Source organism: uncultured Thiohalocapsa sp., from assembly GCF_913062725.1.
Lineage (GTDB): Bacteria > Pseudomonadota > Gammaproteobacteria > Chromatiales > Chromatiaceae > Thiohalocapsa.
The window spans coordinates 1-19,626 of the sequence record NZ_CAJXWY010000045.1 but is presented as its reverse complement, the minus strand read 5'-3'; the positions used below and the strand labels follow the sequence as shown (position 1 = coordinate 19,626).

Below are 19,626 nucleotides of genomic sequence, written 5' to 3'. Positions count from 1 at the left end.
CTGGTCGTTCGATTGTCGCCGCTGCGGCGCCGTGTGTCAGCCATGCCATGGTTGTCGAATCCCGGCGTACGTCAAGCGCCAGGCGCCGGCGCCCGTATCAGCAGGTCGGTGCGGCCTACGGCGGCGCCTCCACGGCAGTCCCCGTCGGTCGCGACCCGGCCGGCAAAAACCACAAGTCGGGGTGCGACGGGTATAACATGTCGGCTTTGCCTTCGCCGACAGACGCCTGCCCCGGGGACGACGCCGTGCTCAAGATTGATGACCTGATGGCCGCAAGTGGTGTCAAGTTTGGCACCAGTGGCGCCCGTGGGCGTGTGTCGGACATGACCGACAGCGTCTGCTTCGCCTATACCTCAGGGTTCGTGCAGCATCTGCGCAGCGCGGGCCGGCTCGCCGCCGGTGGTGACGTCGGCATCGCCGGCGACTACCGGCCCAGCACCGGGCGCATCATGGCCGCGTGCGCCGCCGCGGTGCGGGCGGCGGGCTGTCGTCCCCGCAACTTCGGGCGCATTCCCACGCCGGCGCTGGCCGCCCACGGCATCGCCCGCAACATGCCAACGATGATGGTCACCGGCTCGCACATCCCCGACGACCGGAACGGCATCAAGTTCAACCTGCCCACGGGGGAGATCCTCAAGGACGATGAGGCGGGCATTCGCGCACAAATGGTCGAGCTGCCGGCGGGCGCCTTCGACGCAGACGGCGGCCTGCTGGACCCGCCGTCGTTGCCAGCGGCGGAATCCGCGGCGCTCGAGGCCTATCTGAGTCGTTACCTGGCGTTTTTTCCGCGGGATTGGCTGGCCGGGCTCAGCGTGGGGCTGTACGAGCACTCGAGCGTCGCCCGCGACGCCTTCCATGCGGTGCTGACGGGGTTGGGCGCCAGGGTGACCCGGCTCGGCCGTGCCGACAGCTTCATACCCGTGGATACAGAGGCCATTCGTGCCCAGGATGTCGAGCTCGCCCGGGGCTGGGCGGCGCGCGGGGACTTCGATGCCCTGGTCTCCGCCGATGGCGACGGCGACCGGCCGCTGATCGCAGATGCCGAAGGCCACTGGCTGCGCGGTGACATCGCCGGCATCCTCTGCGCCCGGGAGCTCGGCGCCGCCGCTGTCGTGACACCGGTGAGCTCGAATACGGCGGTGGAGCGCTGCGGCTGGTTCGCCGAGGTGCTACGCACCCGCATCGGCTCGCCCTATGTCATCGCCGGCATGCAGGCCCTGCGTGCGCGCGCCCTGGCACCGGTGGTGGGCTACGAGGCCAATGGCGGCTTTCTCACCGAGACGGCTATTGCCCGAGACGGCCGACGTCTGCCGCCGTTGCCGACCCGGGACGCGGTCATCGTTGCCGTGGCCATCCTCGGTGCGGCGCGGCGCCGGGACATGTCCGTGGCTGACTTGGCGGCGGAGCTGCCCGGGCGCTTCACCTACAGCGATCGCATCACCGACTTCCCGACCGCGCTCAGCGCCCGGCGGCTCGCCGCCTTTGCGAGCGGAGACCGCGCCGCCGATGGTGACGCCGCGGCGGCGGTGTTCGGCGCCGCCTTCGGCGATGTGGCCGCCGTGGATCACACCGACGGCGTGCGCATCATCTTCACGAGCGGCGAGATCGCACATCTGCGACCCTCCGGCAACGCACCCGAGCTGCGGGCTTACACCGAAGCGGACAGCGCGCAGCGCGCCCGCGACATGAACCGCATCTGCATGGACATCCTGAACGGCTGGCGCGCTTGAGCCCGGCGGTGCGGGTCTGAGCCGTGATGCTGACGGTCGAATCCAGCCACGAGCTGTCGCCGGTGGGTGGCTGACGGACTGGCGCTGGCGCCCGCGGCCGGTCGCTCTCCGTCAGCGCTGCTGTGCCGGCGTTTGCGTCAGCGGCGGCGGTGGGCGAGGGCCGGCGAAGTCGCCGGCATAGCGCCGCGTGCGCTGCTCCAACCGCTCCAGCGCCTGCGCCGACAAATGCCGTTCGAACTGCGCGAGCCGTGCCTCGGCATCGCTGCGGCCGGCGACGTCGACGCCGGTGAGGCGAAGCCGGCTCAGGTCGACATAGCCGAGGCCGACGGGGTGCGGGACCAACCGCCGCGGCGATCGACGCGCGTGCCCAGCGTTGCGCCCAGCGTTGGTCGCGGCCAACGACTCGATACGCACGGGCCGGGTGCTGTGCAGGCCCAGCGGATAGCCCGCACTCAGCACCACGAGCACCAAATCCGTCACCGCCGCCGATGGGATCGGCTCGCCACGCAGCACGCCGAGGCTGACCACGGGCACCAAGTCGCCGCGCAGCTCGAAGGCGCCGAGCACCCAGGGCGCCGTCTGCTCCAACGGCGTCAGCCGTGGCAGACCCAGGCAGGTGTCGACGCCTTCGGCGATCAGGCTGCGAACAGCGCGGACGGTGTACACTGTAACGCGGCAATTCCGCTGCAGATCCATGATTGTGCGCTCCGCTGGCGGACGCCATGGCTTGCGACGGCGCGTCGCCGCACGATCAGGACCGGGGCGTTGCAATCGCCACACCCCGACATTGGATGACGATGGAGTGTTCACGCTCGGCAGGCGATGCCGGCGCGCTCGCATCTGCACCTAAAGATTAGTCCAAACCTGAGTATTCGGCGGGTGCGAGCCCCGATGGCGGGGCGCCGGCGGGCCGTGGCCTCGGGACGGCGCCGGCAGGATGGCATGCCGTGGCGGCTGCGGGCCGGCTGGGCATGCCCGCAGCCGCTCCCGATGCGCCGCCTACCGGCTCGGCATGCGCCGGCAGGGTGTCAGGGTGGCTCTCCCTCGCGCAGCAGCGGCTGCATGGCGTGGAGCATGCTCTGGAAGACCTGCGGATTCTCCGTCTCTTCGGTCGCCAACAGGCGCTTGATCCGGGCGCGCTCGGTGGGGGCGTCGAAGCATGCGGGGCAGCTGTCCGGCACGACCGGCAACCGGGCGGCCGCCGCGAAGGCTGCCATCTGGCGCTCGCGCGCGCGCACGAGCGGGCGAATGATGCGCAGGTCGCCGGCGTCGTTGCGGTAATGGGCCTTCATGGTGCGCAGTTGTCCGCCGCGAAAGAGCGACATCATCAGGCTTTCGGCGAGGTCGTCCAGGTGCTGCGCCAGTGCCAGCACGTTGTAGCCGTGCTCGCGACAGAGCCGATACATGATGCCGCGCTTCATGCGTGCGCAATAGGCGCAGAATGAATCGCCGTCCATGCGCGCGCGGGCCTCTTCCATGATGGGCTGGGCTTCCAGGAACCAGCGCACACCGAGGGCATCCATGTGTGCCGCCAGCTGCGCCGGCGCGAAGCCGGGTACTTGCGGGTCCACCGTCACGGCGGCGAGCTCGAAGCTGACCGGTGCGTAGGTCTGCAGGTGTTGCAGGATCGCAAGCAGCGACAGCGAATCCTTGCCGCCGGACACGCCAAGCAGCAAGCGATCGCCGGCACGGATCATGTCGTGCTCGGCGATGGCGCGGCCGACGGTGCGCAGCAGAGCCTTCGGCGGCTTGATGGGGGACTGGGCGGGTGGTGTTTGCATGCGACATCAGTGTAGCCGCCACTGCGGCGGTGCCGCCAGCATGGGCAACACGCAGCGCCCTTGCGCGGCGTCTGCGCCGGGATGACCGGCACGATGCGAAGCTCGGTGTCGAGTTGGGACCGCCGATCCCCGGATTAGCCGCAGTTTGCCGGGCGCAGGTTATTGGGCGCAGGTTCAGGTTATCGGGCGCGCAGCGCCGGGCTCGGCGGGCTCGGCCACTGCTTGCGCCAAAAGCAAAGGCCGGTGCAGGGGCACCGGCCTGGTTGCTGTCTGGGGATGGCGCCCCGGACTGCGCGCGCCCCTGGTGGGGGCGGTTTGACTCACCGAATGTGAGATGTCTTTGACTCTTAGCGTAGACCAGATTTCACGGCTTGCAGAGCGTGGACGGGATAACCGTTGATTTTCCGACGAACGGTCGTTCGCAGGTGCGATGGACGCTGGCGCTCAGCGCCGCGACCGCTCACGGGGTTGCGCGCCACCGGCCGGCGGAAATCGATGCACGGCCAGCGACCACAGATCGTGGCGTGCGGTGAGCACCAGGCAGGACGGTCCGCCGAAGGTGCGCTCGCGCCCGGCGGCGCCGGGATTCAGCACCCATGGCGCGTCGTCCTGGTCTGCCACCAGGCGGTGGCTGTGGCCATAGACGATGGCCCGCGCGTCGGGAAAGCGCCGGCGCAGCCTGGCGTGGCGGTCTTTCGCCGGTGTGCGATGGCCATGCACCACTACCAAGCGCCCGCCCGGCAGGTCTTCGGTGATTTCCAGCGGCAAGGTGTCCAGCAGGTGTTGCTCCGCCGCCGGCCACTTGTGGCGCACATCGTTGTTGCCGAGCACCGCCGCCACGCGCCCGGAACGGGGCTTGAGTCTGGTCAGCACCTCGGCTGCGCCGATGTCGCCGCCGTGCACCGCCAGATCGCAGTCGGCGACCAGGTCGGCGATCCGGTCATCGATGACGCCATGGGTGTCGGAGAGGATAGCGACCTGCAGCATGGCCTGATGTGGTTAAGCGTCGGCCGCGGGCATGGTCAGCACCAGCTTCCCCTGCATGCCGCCGGCCTCGAGCCGGCGGTGAGCGTCGGCGGCGGCGGCCAGCGGATAGGTCTCGGCCACGGTGATGTGCAGCCTGCCCGCGTCCAACAGCTCGCCGCAGCGGCGCAGGATCTCGCCCTGGTGTGCCAGTGCGCCCGCCATCTGCCTGAGCTGCGGTGTGAGCATCAGCTCCAGTGAGAGGCGAAGATTGCGGTGTCGGGCCTCCTTGAGACTCAGGCCGCCCGGGTCGAGGATGGTCACCAGATCGCCGTAGACGGCCATGACCTCGATGCTGCGGGCGAAGACCTCGGGCCCGACGGTGTCGAGGCAGACATCGACACCGCGACCGCCGGTCCAGTCGGCGATGGCACCCGCAAGATCTTCTTGGCGGTAGTCGATGGCGTATTCCGCGCCGAGACCGTGGACGAATTCCGCTTTCTCCGCGCCGCTGACGGTGGTGGCCACCCGGGCTCCGGCGAGCCGTGCGAGCTGGATGGCCACATGGCCGACACCGCCCGCGCCGCCGTGGATCAGCACGGTCTGCTCCGGCGCGATGCGGGCGCGATCGTGCAAAGCCTCCCAGGCGGTGATCAGCACCAGCGGGGCGGCCGCTGCTTCGATGAAGGTCAGCGATGCGGGCTTCGGCTGTGCAATGACTTCATCCACCACGGCATACTCGGCATAATTGCCGTGGGGCCCACCGAGTCCGCCGTGGCAGTACCAGACCGCATCGCCGGGCTTGAAGCGGGTCACCGCATCGCCGACCGCCTCGACCGTGCCCGCGCCGTCGCAGCCGAGCACGGCGGTGAGAGTGCCGGGCAGCATGGGCCCCTTGGTGCGGATCTTGGTGTCCACCGGATTGACGCCCGCCGCGTGCAGGCGCACCAGCACATCCGTCGGGCTTTGCAGCTCGGGCATCGGCAGCTCGGTCTCGGCGAGGACTTCCGGGCCGCCGGGTTGGCGCATCAGGATCGCCCGCATCGTCTTGGCTCCTCCGTCTTGGCATCACAGGCTGCATCTTGCGCCGGGACCGCTGCAGTGTGAAGGGCTGGGTGTGAAGACTGACCCCGGGACGACGACTGCGAGCGCCGCCGGTCACCGACCTGACGTTGCGGGTGTGCCGTCGTGCGCATTTGCACCGAAGCGGCATTGCGTGTAATGGTAATACCAGGATGACTGGCCCCGACGACTCCCTTGCGCAGCAATGTCCGATACGCCACACGGCATCCTGAACCGCGTCTTCGGCTACCCGGGCTTTCGCGGCGCACAGCAGCAGATCATCGAGCACGTCTGTGCCGGTGGCGATGCCCTGGTGCTGATGCCCACCGGCGGCGGCAAGTCGCTGTGCTACCAAATTCCGGCCCTGCTGCGCCCGGGCACGGGCATCGTCGTCTCACCGCTCATCGCGCTGATGCAGGACCAGGTGGACGCCCTCGAGCAGCTCGGCGTGCGCGCCGCGTTTCTCAACTCCTCGTTACCGCCGGATGCACAGCAGCGGGTGGAGCGGGCCTTGCTGGAGGGCGCCCTGGACCTGCTCTACGTGGCCCCGGAGCGGCTGCTCACGGAGCGCTTCCTGCAGCTGCTGGCGCGCGTGACGCCGGCGCTCTTCGCCATCGACGAGGCCCATTGCGTCTCGCAATGGGGTCATGACTTCCGCCCCGAGTACATCCAGCTCGATCGCCTGCACCAGCGCTGGCCGGACATCCCGCGCATCGCACTCACGGCCACCGCCGATGCCCCCACCCGCAACGAGATCATCACCCGGCTGCAGCTCGGCCGGGCCCAGCAGTTCGTCTCCAGCTTCGATCGGCCGAACATCCGCTACCGCATCGTCGAGAAGACCCAGCCGCGTCGGCAGTTGCTGGACTTTCTGCGCAGCGAGCACCCGCGCGATGCCGGCATCGTCTACTGCCTCTCGCGGCGCAAAGTTGATGATACGGCCGAGTTCCTGCGCGCCCAGGGCTTCGATGCCATCGCCTACCACGCCGGCCATTCGGCGGAAGAGCGCCGCGCGCGCCAGGCCCGATTCATCCAGGGCGACAACGTCGTCGTGGTGGCCACCATCGCCTTCGGCATGGGCATCGACAAGCCGGATGTGCGCTTCGTCGCCCACCTGGACCTGCCGAAGAGCGTGGAGGCCTACTACCAGGAGACCGGTCGCGCCGGCCGCGATGGACTGCCCGCCGATGCCTGGCTCTGCTACGGCCTGTCGGACGTCGTCACGCTGCGACAGATCATCGAGAAGGGCGAGGCCGAGGAGCGCTTCAAGCGCGTCGAGCAGCACAAGCTCGATGCGTTGGTCGGCCTCTGCGAGAGCATCGAATGCCGCCGCCGCACCCTGCTCAACTACTTCGGCGAGCAACTGCCCGAGCCCTGCGGCAACTGCGACACCTGCCTGACGCCGGTGGACACCTGGGACGGCAGCGTCGCCGCACAGAAGGCGCTGTCGTGCATCTTCCGCACCGGACAGCGGTTCGGCGCCGCCCACCTCGCCGACGTGCTCCTGGGCAAGAGCAACGCGCGCATCCAGCGTTTCGGCCACGACCAGGTCAGCACCCACGGCATCGGCAAGGAGCTCACCGCCAACCAGTGGAAGTCTGTCTACCGCCAGCTGGTGGCCGCCGGCTTCGCCCGGGTGGATATCGAGGGCTACGGCGGCCTCAAGCTCACCGAGGCGAGTCGCCCGGTGCTGCGCGGCGAGCAGGTGGTGCGCCTGCGCCGGGACCCGGAGCACAAGCCCCAGTCCGAGCGGCGCACCCCCCAGGACGGTGTGCCGAGCGATCCCGAGGCCCGGGCACTGTGGGAGCGCCTGCGCGAGCGCCGCCGGGCGTTGGCCACCGAGCAGCGGGTTGCGCCCTACATGATCTTTGGCGACGTGACGTTACGGGAGATGCTCACCTTGCGCCCGCGCAACCGGGATGAACTCAGTCGCATCAGCGGCGTCGGCGCCATCAAGCTGGAGCGCTACGGCGAGGATTTCCTCGGCGTGCTCGCCGAGCACGCGGCCGAGCACGGTCGCCCCGCCGACCTCCCGGCACCGCCTGCGGAGCGGGATCGGGCGCCATCGGCCCGGCCCGTGTCAGCGCACGCCGACGACGTCAGAGACAGCGAGCGCGCCTCCCTGGTGCTGCTGCGCCAAGGGCTCACGCCGGCTCAGGTCGCCGAGCGCCGCGATCTCGCCGAGAGCACCGTGTGGGGCCATTTGGCACGCTGTATCCAGGCCGGCGCCGCCGAGCTGTCGGAGGTCGTGGGCCTGCCCGATGCGGAGCTGAAGCGTATTCACAATGCCCTGCAGCAGCTCGCCGACGACGCCAGCCTGTCGCTGAAGCCCGTGTTCGAGGCGCTGGAAGGTCAGTATTCCTACGCCGTGCTCAGATGCGTACGGGCGGCGCAGCTGCGGGCGGCGGAAGGCTGACGTCCTGCCGGGCGCCGCGCCTTCGGCGGGCATTGCGCCGACAGTGTAGCGCGGACCAATGGCCTTTGCGTTGGGGCCGAAACGGCGCTGACGATGGGCTGCCCGGATAGACCCGGGTTGGTGCGGCGCCGTTGCGATCGCGTTTTCAATCCGCGCCCGGCCGATTGGCCGGGCGATGCCCATCCGCCGCGCGCGCCATCTTCGAGGCCATCCTGTGGTTTCAATCCGCGCCCGGCCGATTGGCTGGGCGATGCGCCACACATGAAAATAGCAGAGTCCACAACAAATTTCGACATTTTTGCGCGAAACCGGCGACTTGAGCAAAGCATGCGTGGCGGGTGGCCTGCGCGTTGAAGTCTGAGCTGTTAAAGATCACTAGGTTATGGTGCGCGCGAAGGGCCTGGGGATGGGGCGCCACTGGAGCTTCGCGCGGATCAGGCGATGAGGGGGCCATCGAAGTCGATGCAACGGAAGGCACCATACTCCTTGATGCGGGGGCAGTGGGCGTCGGGGGCCGGTAGAAGCGGAAGTTGTCGGTCTCGTCATCGATTTTGGCCAGTAGGTCGCGTTCCAACTGCTCGAACTGTATGTCGGCTACAGTCCCCAGCGCCGGCAATACGCGGCCGTCTCTACGGCGTTCATGGCGGCCGTCTCCAGCACCGCCGCGAAGCGGTCCTTGGACGACCACTGGGTGCTGTCCTGGGCATCGGCATTGGGCAGGCAGCGGCCCTCTATGCGTGCCTCCTTGCGCCACTTGTACACCGTCGCCAAGGACAGCCCTTCCTGCGCCGCCACCGCCTGCGGACTCAGGCGCTGCGGCGGCAGCAGCTTAGCCACGACAGCGGCGCGGCCTTCTTTGGAATATCGAGGCATGATGTGCTCCTCTCGCCCTCAGGGATTCTTAAGAATCGTAACAGGGGCAGACGACACTTATCCTGGCACTGAGGGCCCCTGTGGCGGCTTAGCAACGGTGGACCAGGGGATGATCAAGGCCCTGGATCGCGACGATTTGCGATCGACTCCCGTCAGCTCTCAGCTCGAGAGCAGGGCTTTTGGAGGCCACGAAGGCCAGCGGCTGGTCAAGGGTGAAGGGGTAAAGCACCGCCGATGACTGGAGGGTGGCCACGGACATGGCCTTGCCGGTGTACCGGAGTGCTGCCTCGATAAGCCAGGCGGTCAGACCATCGTGGGAGATGGTCATAGGCGCCCTTCGGATGATGCGGCGGCCCTTGTCGACGCGCGTAAGCGTGCCCCAGTCGGCTTGGGTCTGCATGACGCGGTTGGCAGCACGATAGGCGGTTTCCCGCTCCCCGTAGGTCTCGGCCATGCGGCGATGAACCTCCGCCGATGCGCAGTCACCCTGGATGGATGTGAGGCGTCCGGTCAGCTCGGCGACCTTGCCGAAGAAGGGGTAGGCCGAGATCGCCATGCCCCAGCACAGGGCAGGCACGGCCGACGCCTCGATTTCCCCCAGGAGCACGGCACCACGATCCGCGAACAGCGCGAGACCGGTGCGGGGCGCGAGCCACAGACCCTTCAGTACGCTCCGGCTTTTCTTCCGCGAAGCCTCGCTGCGTTCTCTCTCGCCGATCAGCGCTTCCAGCGTCTCGGGAGTCTCCTGGCCCGCACGAACGCGCAGCGCACAGGTTGCCCAGTCGAGCGGGATGAACCGGTCGAAGCCGATGTGGGGAACGCTGTTCTTGGTACTCGTCAATTTGGTTGGTTCACTGCTACGAAGGGGACGATCAGCTCCTCAACTGAGATGCCGCCGTGGGCTACCAACGGCTCGCCTTTGTGGACGAAGGCCGTTCGCGCACCGGCGAACAACGGCAGAAAGTTCGGCGGCAACGCCGGCGAGGGCAGCTCAATGGTCCCCGGAATCTGTTCCGCTGACTGCTTGCGCAGCAGGTCAGTTGGATAGATGCGGACCCGTTCGCCGCGGGACTCGGCGATCACGCCCTGATTCGGTCGACCGGCACCGATGGCCTCCACGTTGCCGTGATCCGCTGTCAGGTAGACATCGAAGCCTCGATCCAGCAGCAGCGCGAGCAACTGCTCCACGAAGCCGGACGTGCACCAGCTGTCGATCTGGCTCGCGATTCCGCGCTTGCCCAGCACGGCACCGTGCACGATCTCGTCGATGGTATCGACAACGATGCCGGCGACCTTGAGCGACGGCTTCGACAGCGCTTCTGCCAGCTCATCGAGCTGATCGACGCGGCGGATTCCCTTCCGATACAGGATTTCGCTGGCGCGAAGGCCCTGGTCTTGCCAAAAGCGCGACCACAGGGACGGCTCCGCGCTGGTCCCCGCGATCGAGTCCGCAAACTCGCGGGGCTTCAACCCGGAGAACAACGCCTGCCGTGACACGGCCGTGAGCGTCGGCAGCCACGCGAAGCAGGCGCCTTCGTCAAAGACCAGCTTGGGTGCGCGCCCGGTGACATGCTCGCGGATCTGTACCCACTGATCCATGGCCAGCCCGTCGAACACCAGCAACGCCACCTTTTTCTCTCCAGCGCCGCGCCGCAGGGCCAGAAAACGTGGGACTTGGTGCAGCATCACCGGCGCCGTTGCGACGGGCAGGGATGGCAGGTCCGAGTAGTGCTTTCGCATCCAGGACACCAGCAGCTCGTCTGAGCGCCGTTGGACCTCCTGGAGCAGGTCATCAAGCCCCTGGGCGTGAGCCTGATCCAGCGCATGAAAGCGAGAGAGGATCTCGCCAAAGCTCTTGGCGAAGCTCAGCCAATCCCGGTAGCTCGCCTCAATCGATGGCATGGCGTCCAGCAGACGCTTCAGTCCGTCACGGACCAGATTGCGCCGTGCAGCCGGGTCCCGAACGATCCCGACCGTAAGCCAGTCCGGCATCTCGGCAGGCACCTTTTGCACCAAGAGCGGATGCAGGGTGCCGTCGAGGAACATGGAATCGATCAGCGCCCGAATGTCAGGATGCTCGAACGGGATTTCGATTTTTCCTGCGGGGTCCCCCGCGTACTCGGGCGATTGCGGCTCGGCGACCCGCGATCCTTCGATCCCTTTCCCTTTCAGAAAGCGTTCCCAGGCCGCCTGTACGACTCGCAAAAAGGTCGCGAGTGACGCGAACAGCTCGCTGACCGGTAGCCCTTGGAATGCGGGCTTGCTGTCCAGGATGTCCTGGACATGATCCGCCAGCAGCCTCGGCAAGGGTGTATTGCGGTAGTGGAGTCGAAGAAGCTCTCGCCAGAGGTCCACGTTGCCCGCAATCAGATGCGGCCCCAGCTGGAAGATGTGGGTCAGGATGAACTCCTTGGTCGCCGCCTCGCCCCAGATCTGATTAGGCGACTGGGAGGCATGCTTGGCATGCGCCTCGAAGAGCGCTTCCCTGTACTCGGCGCCGAGCCGCTGGACCACGCCATAGCTCAAGAGAGGAAACAGATTCGCCAAGCTCAGGCGGACCAGGCGTGCCCGACGCAAGTAGTCCCAGGGAATGGCTCCCGGCTCCGCGGACCGCAAGTGGAGTACGAGAGCCTTGGCCGGCCCGGGCTCGCCTTGGTCCCAAGGCTGTCTCCACCGTGCTTCGTAGTCGGCCCGGAAGGCGATCGCGTCCTCGAACGGCAGGACCTCGAAACCACGACTGCGCAGCTCGGACAGGATGTGCTCGTCCAGCAAGACATCGTCCGGGTCCGCGGCGATCCAGAACCGCGCCAGGTCCGGCGGAAACTCCCCGAGGATGCGCTCGCTCCACAGGCTCATGATGCACCTGCCGCAGCGACCGATTCCGAGGCAAAGCCAGGTCCAACGCGGAGCATCATAATCGTGTTGAGGCCCGGGAGACTGGTCTTCATGCGGTATCCGCGCTCAACCGTCGCAAACCATCGCGCAGCTTGCAAAAACTGGGAGATGCGTTGCGTTCGATATCCATCTTCGGTCCGATGTTCTCTGCCCACTCATGTTTGAGCTGACCTGGTAGCGGCCAGCCGGCCTTCTTGATCGCGGCGGCACCACCAGGGTAAGTGGCGTTGGCGAGCACCTCCCAAGTGCCACAAACGCTGTCTTGGACGTAGTTCTCCAGCGCGCGCTGCTTGGCCCTCGGGTAGGCGGCAGCCAAAGCCGCGCGGTCGCCCAGGTACCATGCCTCGACCTCCTCGATGGCGAGGCGAAACAGCGTCCGCGGTGCCTGCTCCAGCCCGTTGACCAGTGCCTTCAACTCGGCCAGAAAAGCGACGCAGTCGCGACGGTCAGAGTCCAGCACGACGACAACGGCGTCGATACCGGGCGTCTTGGCGTAGCCGCGCAGAATCTTTGGCAGCTGATCCAACAACATGCGCTTCGCCGGGTCTGCCGCCGTCCGCAAGCCAGGGGGAATGCGACCAATCCCCTTGTAGGGGTGCAAACGCCATGTGTGTGGCTGGCCTTGCTCGCCGATAATCCGGGGAATCAGGCATTCGAGCAGGCGTTCGCCTGAGCTGTCTTCGACGAGGAACTCGATGTGCATCCTTACCTCGCATCGAGATAATCGCTGTACCAGAGCCCGCCAAGCGGTAGCCCCTCCGCGACCAGGTTTCTCACATCCTCCAGCTCGGACGCACGCTGGATAGTGGCAAAGCCGTCGGTGCCTTTCTGCAGTATCCAGACCTCATCGGGAGTCAGCGCGTCGACGAGATAGGGCTGGTGGGTCGTCACAAAGATCTGCGGTGCACCCTTCTTGCCCGTGGCATGCGCTCGAAACTCCTGAGCAAGCGCCTCCAACAACTTGTGGTAGAGACCATTCTCCGGCTCCTCGATACAGATGAATGGCGGCGGCTCGGGATCCTCCAACAGCAGGAGGTAAGCGAAGATCTTCAACGTTCCATCCGACATCTGCTGGGCGTAGAACGGATCTTCGAAAGCGCCGTCGTTAAAGCGCAAAAGCACCCGTTTGTCTTGCGTGACATCAGTGTCAATCTTAACGATACCGGGGATCTTGGCTGCAATGCGCTGCAAGATGGAATTGAACCTTGCTTTGTGCTCCCGCTCCATGAACTGCACGACATTGCCGATATTGTCGCCATGGATGTTCAAATGCCTTTGCGGCCCGGCACTGGGTAGGCCGCGAGCGGCGTCAGGATAGAAATACGACAGATACCAGCCTTTCAGGAAGTCTCGGAAACGCTTGATGCGCGGATGCTCCATCAGCGTGCCCAGCGTGGCGATGCCCAGTTGGCGGCGGTCGGTCAGCTCCACATCCGAGCGCGCCTTACCCTCCTCGTCAGCACCTTCCAGGGCGTCCTCACCGGACCAAACGGTGCCTTTTCCGCTCTGAAGGCTCAGGAACGGAAACAGTCTCCCTCGCGTCGTTCCCTTGCGCGCCTGCTTCAGGACCTCCGACTCGACATAGGGGCGCCCTGCCTTGTCGAGGGCCACGGACAGCTCATAGGAAATCGGCCGCTCGTTTGGCGCCTCGCGATAGAAGACCTCGAAGCGCATCGGGCCCTGCTCTCCCTTGGTCAACAGCCGCTCAAAGCCCCCACGCTGCTTCATGTCGCAGGCTGTTTCAACATCGGTGGCAAGACAGTCCGCTACGAACCCGAAGGCATCGAACAGCGAGCTCTTCCCCGATCCGTTCTTCCCGATCACAACGGCGAAGGGAGTCAGGGGGTTTCCCTGGCCTCCGGAGAGTCGTCCTATCGCGACATCTCTCAAAGGGCGGAAGTTGCGGACACGAAAGCCCTCGATGATGGCCATCTAAGCCTCCTCGGCAAGAGCCCGATTCGCGGTGATCTCGCGCTCCATGCGGTCCGGATCACCGGGCTTTGCGCTGGCGAACTCGGGGCTATCGAGGACGCTGAGCAGTGTCGCGGAGGACCCGCGCTTGGGGGCGGTCTCGTCGATGGGCGCGAGGATGGTCACCACGGCCCGCGACCGCTGCGCCAGATGCACCGGCTCCAGCAGGGTCACCTGCCCGTCAGGGCTGATCTCGGCTTCGATGGCTTGCAGCATGTTGCCTCCGTAGGGCAGCTTAGTTGTCAATGGTCGCCTCGCTCGCTACATCTGTGGTTACTCTGTGCCACGTTTCTCCCGCCAGCGGCTCCCGGGTTCAGAAAATGCTCGCGGCGGGCGTCGTGGTTCGGGAAGGTCTGGCCGAGGCACTCGACCGGGCCCTTACCGGATTCAATCCGTCCCAGGAAATCATTCATGACGAGGCGATCTCCCGTGTTGCCCATTCGGTCAAGGTCTCTACCAAGCTGGACGTCGCGACGATGTCGATCAGGGCGGCCGGGCAGGTGTCGTAGCGAAAGCGGACGGCGAAGTTGTTGAGGATGCGCAGCGCATTCCGGTCCGCTGGGGCTGGGACGCCGTGGGCGTCACAAAGGGCCGCGAGCGCGGCAAGATCATGGGTACGCTCGAAGACGACGCCATGCATCACTAGCACGGCCTTGATGAGCTTCTCGCAGGCTTGTTGGGCGTGAAAGCCCATCATCTCTTCAGGGGCTTGACCCGACTCGCGCAACAGCCGAAGGGTCATATCGATCGCGCAGCGCCGCATCAAGCAGCGTTTGCGCTTGGGCACTATGGCTGCTCATAAAGCACCTTTCCTTCCCTGGAGGCCCAATAGAACGGGGTTGTCCACCACTCGCGCTTCTGCTCGAACTCTGCCTCTGTCAAGAGCAGCAAGTCGACACCGATACCGAGCCTGTCCAAAGTCTGATGCAAGCGCAGATACTCCTCGTTGTAATCGGGAATCTCCCGCTCGATCACCATCAGATCCAGATCGGACCCCGCGTCGGCATCCCCCCGCGCGTAAGAGCCGAATAGGATTACCTTCAGTGGGGTGTGCGCGGCAGCTGCCAGCCCAACAGCCGCCTCGCGGATTGCGGTTTCGTCCAGCATGGGCAAGTCTCTTAGTCGTGCTCCCAAGGATTGACCAGGCGCACGTCCGGCAGCTCGAAGTTGGTGTCGATCAGCCAAGTCACAGGTCGATCTCACGGGTTAGGCTCTGGTCACGCGGGAACTCGACGTCATGGGCGCCGTAGAGGGGCGAGCTGCGGATCAACTCGACAAAGGATTGCCGCGGCTTGATCAACGCATCGTATTCGGCGCGGGAGAGGATCACCACCGCGGGCTCACCGTGCACGATGATCTCTTGGGGCTCGTGCCCGGCTGCGAGCCGCACGAGCTCGCTCAGGCTTTCCTTGGCGTTTTGCAGTGTCCACTGTCTCATGTTGCACTCTCTGCAGAAGCTTGTCGGTCTGGCTGATGTCCATGCGAGCGGTCGCCCGCGGCGCCGCGGTTCTGGGCGTACTCGCCGGACGATTCCCGCCGAGCTATGTTGCGCCTATCGGCGGTCGCATAGAGCGCGCATAGCATGCGGCGAATGGCTTCAGATTGGCATCCTCCCAATCGCTGCGCCAATCTTTGCGACACATGGAACATCAATGGCATCGCGCAGGCGCCGATCTCGATGCGGTGCTAAATCCGGCCGGGCAACGGCTGTCCGGGCGTCGAAGGCACGACGCTCGACTGGATCGGCGCCAGCAGCAGGTTGTCTTCCAGCGCATCCAGCAGCTTGGCCGCCGCCGCCGTGTGCAGGATCTCGTTCTCGGTCGGTACGAGGCTGGCCAGCGGCGCCAGGTCCGACGCCCTGGCGCGGATGACGGCATCCTTGGTGGGCAGCCAGACCCGAAACACCGTCTCGTTCCAGATCGACTGCCGGTCGATGATCCGGCACGGCGTCGTGTGGCGCGTGTGCCGGCACCAGTCGCCGACTCCGAATGTCTCGCTCATGTGTCCGACCGGTCTGCCGCTGCATGGCCCGTCGCGTATGACTTTGCGCAGCAGCCCGAAGACTTGGGGGGAAACTTAGGGGGCGACATGAGGGGTGGTGCGCCGAGCTCATGCCGCGCGCAGCGGTGCGATGTCTTCGTTCGTCACGGCTGGCGCGTGCAGCGCGGCAAGCACGCGATTCAGTTCCGCGATGCCGACCTGCGCAGGCGCGGTGATCTCGATGCCGATCGGCTTGCCCCCGGCAGTGTAGTCCACCAGAAGTCCCGAACCCGCCTTCTCGACATGGTCGCTCTTGTCACCGCGCGCACGCGGGAGGTACAGGTAGGCTGTCAATGGGCGTCCGTGGCGGAACGTTACCTCGAGATACGATGATTTCATGTCTTCTAAGCCCAGCCCGCTAGGCGCCCCAGGCCCGATTCGCGGTGATCTCGCGCTCCATGCGGTCCGGATCACCCGGTTTTGCGCTGGCGAGCTCAGGGCTATCAAGGACGCTGAGCAGTGCCGCGGCGGAACCGCGCTTGGGGGCGGTCTCGTCGATGGGCGCGAGGATGGTCACCACGGCCCGCGACCGCTGCGCCAGATGCACCGGCTCCAGCAGGGTCACCTGCCCGTCAGGGCTGATCTCGGCTTCGATGGCTTGCAGCATGTTGCCTCCGTAGGGCAGCTTAGTTGTCAATGGTCGCCTCGCTCGCTACATCTGTGGTTACTCTGTGCCACGTTTCTCCCGCCAGCGGCTCCCGGGTTCAGAAAATGCTCGCGGCGGGCGTCGTGGTTCGGGAAGGTCTGGCCGAGGCACTCGACCGGGCCCTTACCGGATTCAATCCGTCCCAGGAAATCATTCATGACGAGGCGATCTCCCGTGTTGCCCATTCGGTCAAGGTCTCTACCAAGCTGGACGTCGCGACGATGTCGATCAGGGCGGCCGGGCAGGTGTCGTAGCGAAAGCGGACGGCGAAGTTGTTGAGGATGCGCAGCGCATTCCGGTCCGCTGGGGCTGGGACGCCGTGGGCGTCACAAAGGGCCGCGAGCGCGGCAAGATCATGGGTACGCTCGAAGACGACGCCATGCATCACTAGCACGGCCTTGATGAGCTTCTCGCAGGCTTGTTGGGCGTGAAAGCCCATCATCTCTTCAGGGGCTTGACCCGACTCGCGCAACAGCCGAAGGGTCATATCGATCGCGCAGCGCCGCATCAAGCAGCGTTTGCGCTTGGGCACTATGGCTGCTCATAAAGCACCTTTCCTTCCCTGGAGGCCCAATAGAACGGGGTTGTCCACCACTCGCGCTTCTGCTCGAACTCTGCCTCTGTCAAGAGCAGCAAGTCGACACCGATACCGAGCCTGTCCAAAGTCTGATGCAAGCGCAGATACTCCTCGTTGTAATCGGGAATCTCCCGCTCGATCACCATCAGATCCAGATCGGACCCCGCGTCGGCATCCCCCCGCGCGTAAGAGCCGAATAGGATTACCTTCAGTGGGGTGTGCGCGGCAGCTGCCAGCCCAACAGCCGCCTCGCGGATTGCGGTTTCGTCCAGCATGGGCAAGTCTCTTAGTCGTGCTCCCAAGGATTGACCAGGCGCACGTCCGGCAGCTCGAAGTTGGTGTCGATCAGCCAAGTCACAGGTCGATCTCACGGGTTAGGCTCTGGTCACGCGGGAACTCGACGTCATGGGCGCCGTAGAGGGGCGAGCTGCGGATCAACTCGACAAAGGATTGCCGCGGCTTGATCAACGCATCGTATTCGGCGCGGGAGAGGATCACCACCGCGGGCTCACCGTGCACGATGATCTCTTGGGGCTCGTGCCCGGCTGCGAGCCGCACGAGCTCGCTCAGGCTTTCCTTGGCGTTTTGCAGTGTCCACTGTCTCATGTTGCACTCTCTGCAGAAGCTTGTCGGTCTGGCTGATGTCCATGCGAGCGGTCGCCCGCGGCGCCGCGGTTCGGGGCGTACTCACCTGACGATTCCCGCCGAGCCATAAAGCCAGGTCCAACGCGAAGCATCATGATGGCGTTGAGCTCCGGGAGACTGGTCTCTGCGGCATCGAGGGTGGCCATCCGCTCCTTGTGCTCCTGCTCGAGACGCCGCCGGCGATAGGCCCGCACGGCTGGCAGACCGATCCGGCCAATCGCCTGATCTCGGGCCTCGAAGGCGTAACGGGCGCGTTCACGCGCCTCCTTAAGGCGCGTGCGGTGCAGCTCTATCAGCGCCTGGATGTGCTGCTCGCCCTGGACGGTCGCCGCGGCGAGCGACTGGTCCCAATGCGGCGAGTCGGCTGGGGACAGCGCCTCCACCAACTCCATGCGCTCGGTGAGCAGGAGATCCCAGATGCGCCGGGCAGTGGGCAGGAAGGCCCGCCCGTCATCGTTGACAAAAATGGGCAGGAAGCGCTTGCGGCTGAAGGTGTCCGCGGACAGCGAGATCTCCCACAGGGACCAGACGCCGGCGACCGTCTCCGGCAGCCCAGAGATCTGCACCCGCGGAATCGGCTGTCCCGCGACACAGCGCGGCAGCTCGGCAATCAGTGCGCGGGCGCGCGTGTCTTCCAGGGTGATCCATTCCAGCTCCGGCCGGGCTTCGGCAGTCCGGGCGTCGAAGCAGGCCCGCGCCGACTCGCTGCCGTCCAACCAGCGGATGCGCCAGTGATCCCCATCCTGGACAGCCTCGCCGCCGCGGACCGGGAGACCGGTGGTGATCGTGCGCTCGAGCCAGAACTGCGCCGGATGATCCCGCCACTGCCGGGCCTCCTCCGCCGAGAACCGTTGCCCTGCGGAGGGCTCCTCGGTGATCAGATCGCTGCCTTGGTACGACTCCGCGACCTTCTCCCGGATCTGCGTCACCACCGCATCGCACTGCTGGTCGACGGAGTCCGGGTCCGTGATCCCTTTGACGAACAATTCGTCGAACCAGGGCTCCGCCTCCACCGAGTCCATCACGTCCGCGGCCTTGTCCACGCCGAACTCCTTGGCGATCACCGTGAGCTTCTCCTCCAGGACCTGACGCACCCGGTACTCCACGGTCTCTTCGAGCACGAAGTTGGTCGCCCGCACCACATGCTGCTGGCCGATGCGATCCACGCGGCCGATCCGCTGCTCGATGCGCATCGGGTTCCAAGGCATGTCGAAGTTGACCACGACGTGGCAGAACTGGAGGTTGAGGCCCTCGCCGCCCGCGTCGGTTGAGATCAGGATCTGCGCGTCCTGCGAGAAGGCAAGCTGGGCCTGCGTTCGCGCATCCAGGTCCATGCTGCCGTTGAGCAGGGCGACCGTGAAACCGCGTCCCTCGAGATAGTCCGCCAACATGCGTTGTGTCGGCACAAACTCGGTGAAGACCAGCACCTTGACGGTTGGATCGGACTCGGCTTGCTGGAGCCCGTAGATCAGCTCCAGCAGGGCCTCGGCCTTGGCGTCGGTGCCGGCGGCCTCGGTCTCGCGCGCCAGGTCGAGCAGCATCTCGACCTCGGACTGCTCGCGTGCCAGGCCGTCCAGGGTCTCGACGGCAGTCTGCACCGCCATGTCTGCCTGAGATTGGCCGTCCAGCTCTGCCCACTGCTCCGGATCTGTCTCATCCTCGAATAGTGATAGCGATGCTTGGGGCGAAGGGGCGTTCAGCGCCTCCAGCCGCTTCTCCAGAGTTGCGCGAATCGCCGCCGTACTTGATGTCACCAGGCGCTGCATCAGGATCATCAGAAACCCGATATGCCGCTGCTGGGCGGCCATGGCTTGGTTGTAGCCATGGCGCGCGTAATCGGTCACCGCCTCGTAGAGACGCTGCTGGGCGGCATGCCGCGCTTGCCAGGTCACCGCCTGAAGCCGTGTCATGCGCGGCTTGAACAGCGGCTGACCCTCGGCATCGATGGCCTCGCGCTTCTCGGTGCGGATCACGAATGGTCGTACGCGGTCGCGGGTGATGCTGCCTTCGTCCGGGAAGGACTCCCG

General features: G+C 66.0%; 22 protein-coding genes. 2 read left to right on the top strand and 20 right to left on the bottom strand.

Annotated features, from left to right (window positions below):
- Positions 1-266 precede the first annotated feature (266 nt).
- Entirely contained in the window at positions 267-1,730 is a 1,464-nt protein-coding gene (locus QZ588_RS12765; RefSeq protein WP_295543326.1) for a phosphomannomutase, read from the top strand.
- Between the two features lie 111 nt (positions 1,731-1,841).
- Here the strand turns inward: QZ588_RS12765 and QZ588_RS12760 are convergent, their stop codons facing one another.
- The 4 genes from QZ588_RS12760 to QZ588_RS12745 form a co-directional block, all read right to left on the bottom strand.
- Positions 1,842-2,426: a chemotaxis protein CheW gene (locus QZ588_RS12760; protein ID WP_295543304.1), complete on the bottom strand. Its 585-nt coding sequence runs from the start codon at positions 2,424-2,426 to the stop codon at positions 1,842-1,844.
- A 332-nt stretch (positions 2,427-2,758) separates the two neighbouring features.
- Positions 2,759-3,511, bottom strand: a complete 753-nt coding sequence (locus QZ588_RS12755) for an ATP-binding protein (RefSeq protein WP_295543302.1) — start codon at positions 3,509-3,511, stop codon at positions 2,759-2,761.
- A 444-nt stretch (positions 3,512-3,955) separates the two neighbouring features.
- Positions 3,956-4,498 carry a metallophosphoesterase family protein gene (locus QZ588_RS12750; protein ID WP_295543301.1) on the bottom strand — a complete coding sequence of 181 codons (543 nt, stop codon included), beginning with the start codon at positions 4,496-4,498 and terminating at the stop codon, positions 3,956-3,958.
- A 12-nt stretch (positions 4,499-4,510) separates the two neighbouring features.
- Complete coding sequence (locus tag QZ588_RS12745; protein WP_295543299.1) at positions 4,511-5,518, bottom strand: zinc-dependent alcohol dehydrogenase family protein; 1,008 nt, start codon at positions 5,516-5,518, stop codon at positions 4,511-4,513.
- Positions 5,519-5,741: 223 nt separating this feature from the next.
- On the opposite strand from QZ588_RS12745, the gene recQ reads away from it, so the two are divergent.
- Entirely contained in the window at positions 5,742-7,952 is a 2,211-nt protein-coding gene (gene recQ, locus QZ588_RS12740) for a DNA helicase RecQ (RefSeq protein WP_295543297.1), read from the top strand.
- A gap of 594 nt (positions 7,953-8,546) precedes the next feature.
- On the opposite strand, the gene QZ588_RS12735 is transcribed toward recQ, so the two are convergent.
- The 16 genes from QZ588_RS12735 to QZ588_RS12660 all read right to left on the bottom strand — a co-directional run.
- Positions 8,547-8,825 carry a hypothetical protein gene (locus QZ588_RS12735; RefSeq protein WP_295543295.1) on the bottom strand — a complete coding sequence of 93 codons (279 nt, stop codon included), beginning with the start codon at positions 8,823-8,825 and terminating at the stop codon, positions 8,547-8,549.
- An 88-nt stretch (positions 8,826-8,913) separates the two neighbouring features.
- Positions 8,914-9,666 (bottom strand): hypothetical protein, encoded by a 753-nt coding sequence (locus tag QZ588_RS12730; RefSeq protein ID WP_295543293.1) that lies wholly within the window; start codon positions 9,664-9,666, stop codon positions 8,914-8,916.
- Positions 9,663-11,681 (bottom strand): BREX-3 system phosphatase PglZ, encoded by a 2,019-nt coding sequence (gene pglZ, locus QZ588_RS12725; protein WP_295543292.1) that lies wholly within the window; start codon positions 11,679-11,681, stop codon positions 9,663-9,665. The genes QZ588_RS12730 and pglZ overlap by 4 nt, the downstream gene beginning before the upstream one ends.
- A gap of 88 nt (positions 11,682-11,769) precedes the next feature.
- Positions 11,770-12,423: a DUF4276 family protein gene (locus QZ588_RS12720; protein ID WP_295543290.1), complete on the bottom strand. Its 654-nt coding sequence runs from the start codon at positions 12,421-12,423 to the stop codon at positions 11,770-11,772.
- Positions 12,424-12,425: 2 nt separating this feature from the next.
- On the bottom strand, positions 12,426-13,652 hold the full coding sequence (locus QZ588_RS12715) for an AAA family ATPase (RefSeq protein WP_295543288.1): 1,227 nt from the start codon (positions 13,650-13,652) through the stop codon (positions 12,426-12,428).
- Positions 13,653-13,907, bottom strand: a complete 255-nt coding sequence (locus QZ588_RS12710; RefSeq protein WP_295543286.1) for a hypothetical protein — start codon at positions 13,905-13,907, stop codon at positions 13,653-13,655.
- Between the two features lie 193 nt (positions 13,908-14,100).
- Positions 14,101-14,478, bottom strand: coding sequence for a HEPN domain-containing protein (locus QZ588_RS12705; RefSeq protein ID WP_295543278.1), 378 nt, complete (start codon positions 14,476-14,478; stop codon positions 14,101-14,103).
- A complete protein-coding gene (locus QZ588_RS12700) occupies positions 14,478-14,798 on the bottom strand; it encodes a nucleotidyltransferase domain-containing protein (RefSeq protein ID WP_295543276.1) in 321 nt (106 codons plus the stop codon). The genes QZ588_RS12705 and QZ588_RS12700 overlap by 1 nt, the downstream gene beginning before the upstream one ends.
- Before the next feature lie 79 nt (positions 14,799-14,877).
- Positions 14,878-15,129 (bottom strand): type II toxin-antitoxin system Phd/YefM family antitoxin, encoded by a 252-nt coding sequence (locus QZ588_RS12695; RefSeq protein ID WP_295543274.1) that lies wholly within the window; start codon positions 15,127-15,129, stop codon positions 14,878-14,880.
- A 248-nt stretch (positions 15,130-15,377) separates the two neighbouring features.
- A complete protein-coding gene (locus QZ588_RS12690; RefSeq protein WP_295543284.1) occupies positions 15,378-15,692 on the bottom strand; it encodes a hypothetical protein in 315 nt (104 codons plus the stop codon).
- 108 nt (positions 15,693-15,800) lie between these two features.
- The gene (locus QZ588_RS12685; RefSeq protein WP_295543282.1) at positions 15,801-16,070 is read right to left on the bottom strand and encodes a DUF2283 domain-containing protein; all 270 of its coding nucleotides are present in this window, start codon (positions 16,068-16,070) and stop codon (positions 15,801-15,803) included.
- A 19-nt stretch (positions 16,071-16,089) separates the two neighbouring features.
- Positions 16,090-16,338 (bottom strand): hypothetical protein, encoded by a 249-nt coding sequence (locus QZ588_RS12680; RefSeq protein WP_295543280.1) that lies wholly within the window; start codon positions 16,336-16,338, stop codon positions 16,090-16,092.
- 193 nt (positions 16,339-16,531) lie between these two features.
- The gene (locus QZ588_RS12675; protein ID WP_295543278.1) at positions 16,532-16,909 is read right to left on the bottom strand and encodes a HEPN domain-containing protein; all 378 of its coding nucleotides are present in this window, start codon (positions 16,907-16,909) and stop codon (positions 16,532-16,534) included.
- Positions 16,909-17,229 (bottom strand): nucleotidyltransferase domain-containing protein, encoded by a 321-nt coding sequence (locus tag QZ588_RS12670; RefSeq protein ID WP_295543276.1) that lies wholly within the window; start codon positions 17,227-17,229, stop codon positions 16,909-16,911. The genes QZ588_RS12675 and QZ588_RS12670 overlap by 1 nt, the downstream gene beginning before the upstream one ends.
- Before the next feature lie 79 nt (positions 17,230-17,308).
- Entirely contained in the window at positions 17,309-17,560 is a 252-nt protein-coding gene (locus QZ588_RS12665; protein WP_295543274.1) for a type II toxin-antitoxin system Phd/YefM family antitoxin, read from the bottom strand.
- Positions 17,557-19,626, bottom strand: a 2,070-nt coding sequence (locus QZ588_RS12660; RefSeq protein ID WP_295543272.1) for a helicase-related protein, incomplete at its 5' end; no start/stop codon positions are given. The genes QZ588_RS12660 and QZ588_RS12665, both read right to left, overlap by 4 nt.

What these genes read in the sequence shown, in the direction of transcription:
- QZ588_RS12765 (WP_295543326.1), top strand. Translation starts at nt 267, where the DNA reads ATGGCCGCAAGTGGTGTCAAGTTTGGCACCAGTGGCGCCCGTGGGCGT.
- QZ588_RS12760 (WP_295543304.1), bottom strand. Translation starts at nt 2,426, where the DNA reads ATGGATCTGCAGCGGAATTGCCGCGTTACAGTGTACACCGTCCGCGCT.
- QZ588_RS12755 (WP_295543302.1), bottom strand. Translation starts at nt 3,511, where the DNA reads ATGCAAACACCACCCGCCCAGTCCCCCATCAAGCCGCCGAAGGCTCTG.
- QZ588_RS12750 (WP_295543301.1), bottom strand. Translation starts at nt 4,498, where the DNA reads ATGCTGCAGGTCGCTATCCTCTCCGACACCCATGGCGTCATCGATGAC.
- QZ588_RS12745 (WP_295543299.1), bottom strand. Translation starts at nt 5,518, where the DNA reads ATGCGGGCGATCCTGATGCGCCAACCCGGCGGCCCGGAAGTCCTCGCC.
- recQ (WP_295543297.1), top strand. Translation starts at nt 5,742, where the DNA reads ATGTCCGATACGCCACACGGCATCCTGAACCGCGTCTTCGGCTACCCG.
- QZ588_RS12735 (WP_295543295.1), bottom strand. Translation starts at nt 8,825, where the DNA reads ATGCCTCGATATTCCAAAGAAGGCCGCGCCGCTGTCGTGGCTAAGCTG.
- pglZ (WP_295543292.1), bottom strand. Translation starts at nt 11,681, where the DNA reads ATGAGCCTGTGGAGCGAGCGCATCCTCGGGGAGTTTCCGCCGGACCTG.
- QZ588_RS12720 (WP_295543290.1), bottom strand. Translation starts at nt 12,423, where the DNA reads ATGCACATCGAGTTCCTCGTCGAAGACAGCTCAGGCGAACGCCTGCTC.
- QZ588_RS12715 (WP_295543288.1), bottom strand. Translation starts at nt 13,652, where the DNA reads ATGGCCATCATCGAGGGCTTTCGTGTCCGCAACTTCCGCCCTTTGAGA.
- QZ588_RS12710 (WP_295543286.1), bottom strand. Translation starts at nt 13,907, where the DNA reads ATGCTGCAAGCCATCGAAGCCGAGATCAGCCCTGACGGGCAGGTGACC.
- QZ588_RS12700 (WP_295543276.1), bottom strand. Translation starts at nt 14,798, where the DNA reads ATGCTGGACGAAACCGCAATCCGCGAGGCGGCTGTTGGGCTGGCAGCT.
- QZ588_RS12695 (WP_295543274.1), bottom strand. Translation starts at nt 15,129, where the DNA reads ATGAGACAGTGGACACTGCAAAACGCCAAGGAAAGCCTGAGCGAGCTC.
- QZ588_RS12690 (WP_295543284.1), bottom strand. Translation starts at nt 15,692, where the DNA reads ATGAGCGAGACATTCGGAGTCGGCGACTGGTGCCGGCACACGCGCCAC.
- QZ588_RS12685 (WP_295543282.1), bottom strand. Translation starts at nt 16,070, where the DNA reads ATGAAATCATCGTATCTCGAGGTAACGTTCCGCCACGGACGCCCATTG.
- QZ588_RS12680 (WP_295543280.1), bottom strand. Translation starts at nt 16,338, where the DNA reads ATGCTGCAAGCCATCGAAGCCGAGATCAGCCCTGACGGGCAGGTGACC.
- QZ588_RS12670 (WP_295543276.1), bottom strand. Translation starts at nt 17,229, where the DNA reads ATGCTGGACGAAACCGCAATCCGCGAGGCGGCTGTTGGGCTGGCAGCT.
- QZ588_RS12665 (WP_295543274.1), bottom strand. Translation starts at nt 17,560, where the DNA reads ATGAGACAGTGGACACTGCAAAACGCCAAGGAAAGCCTGAGCGAGCTC.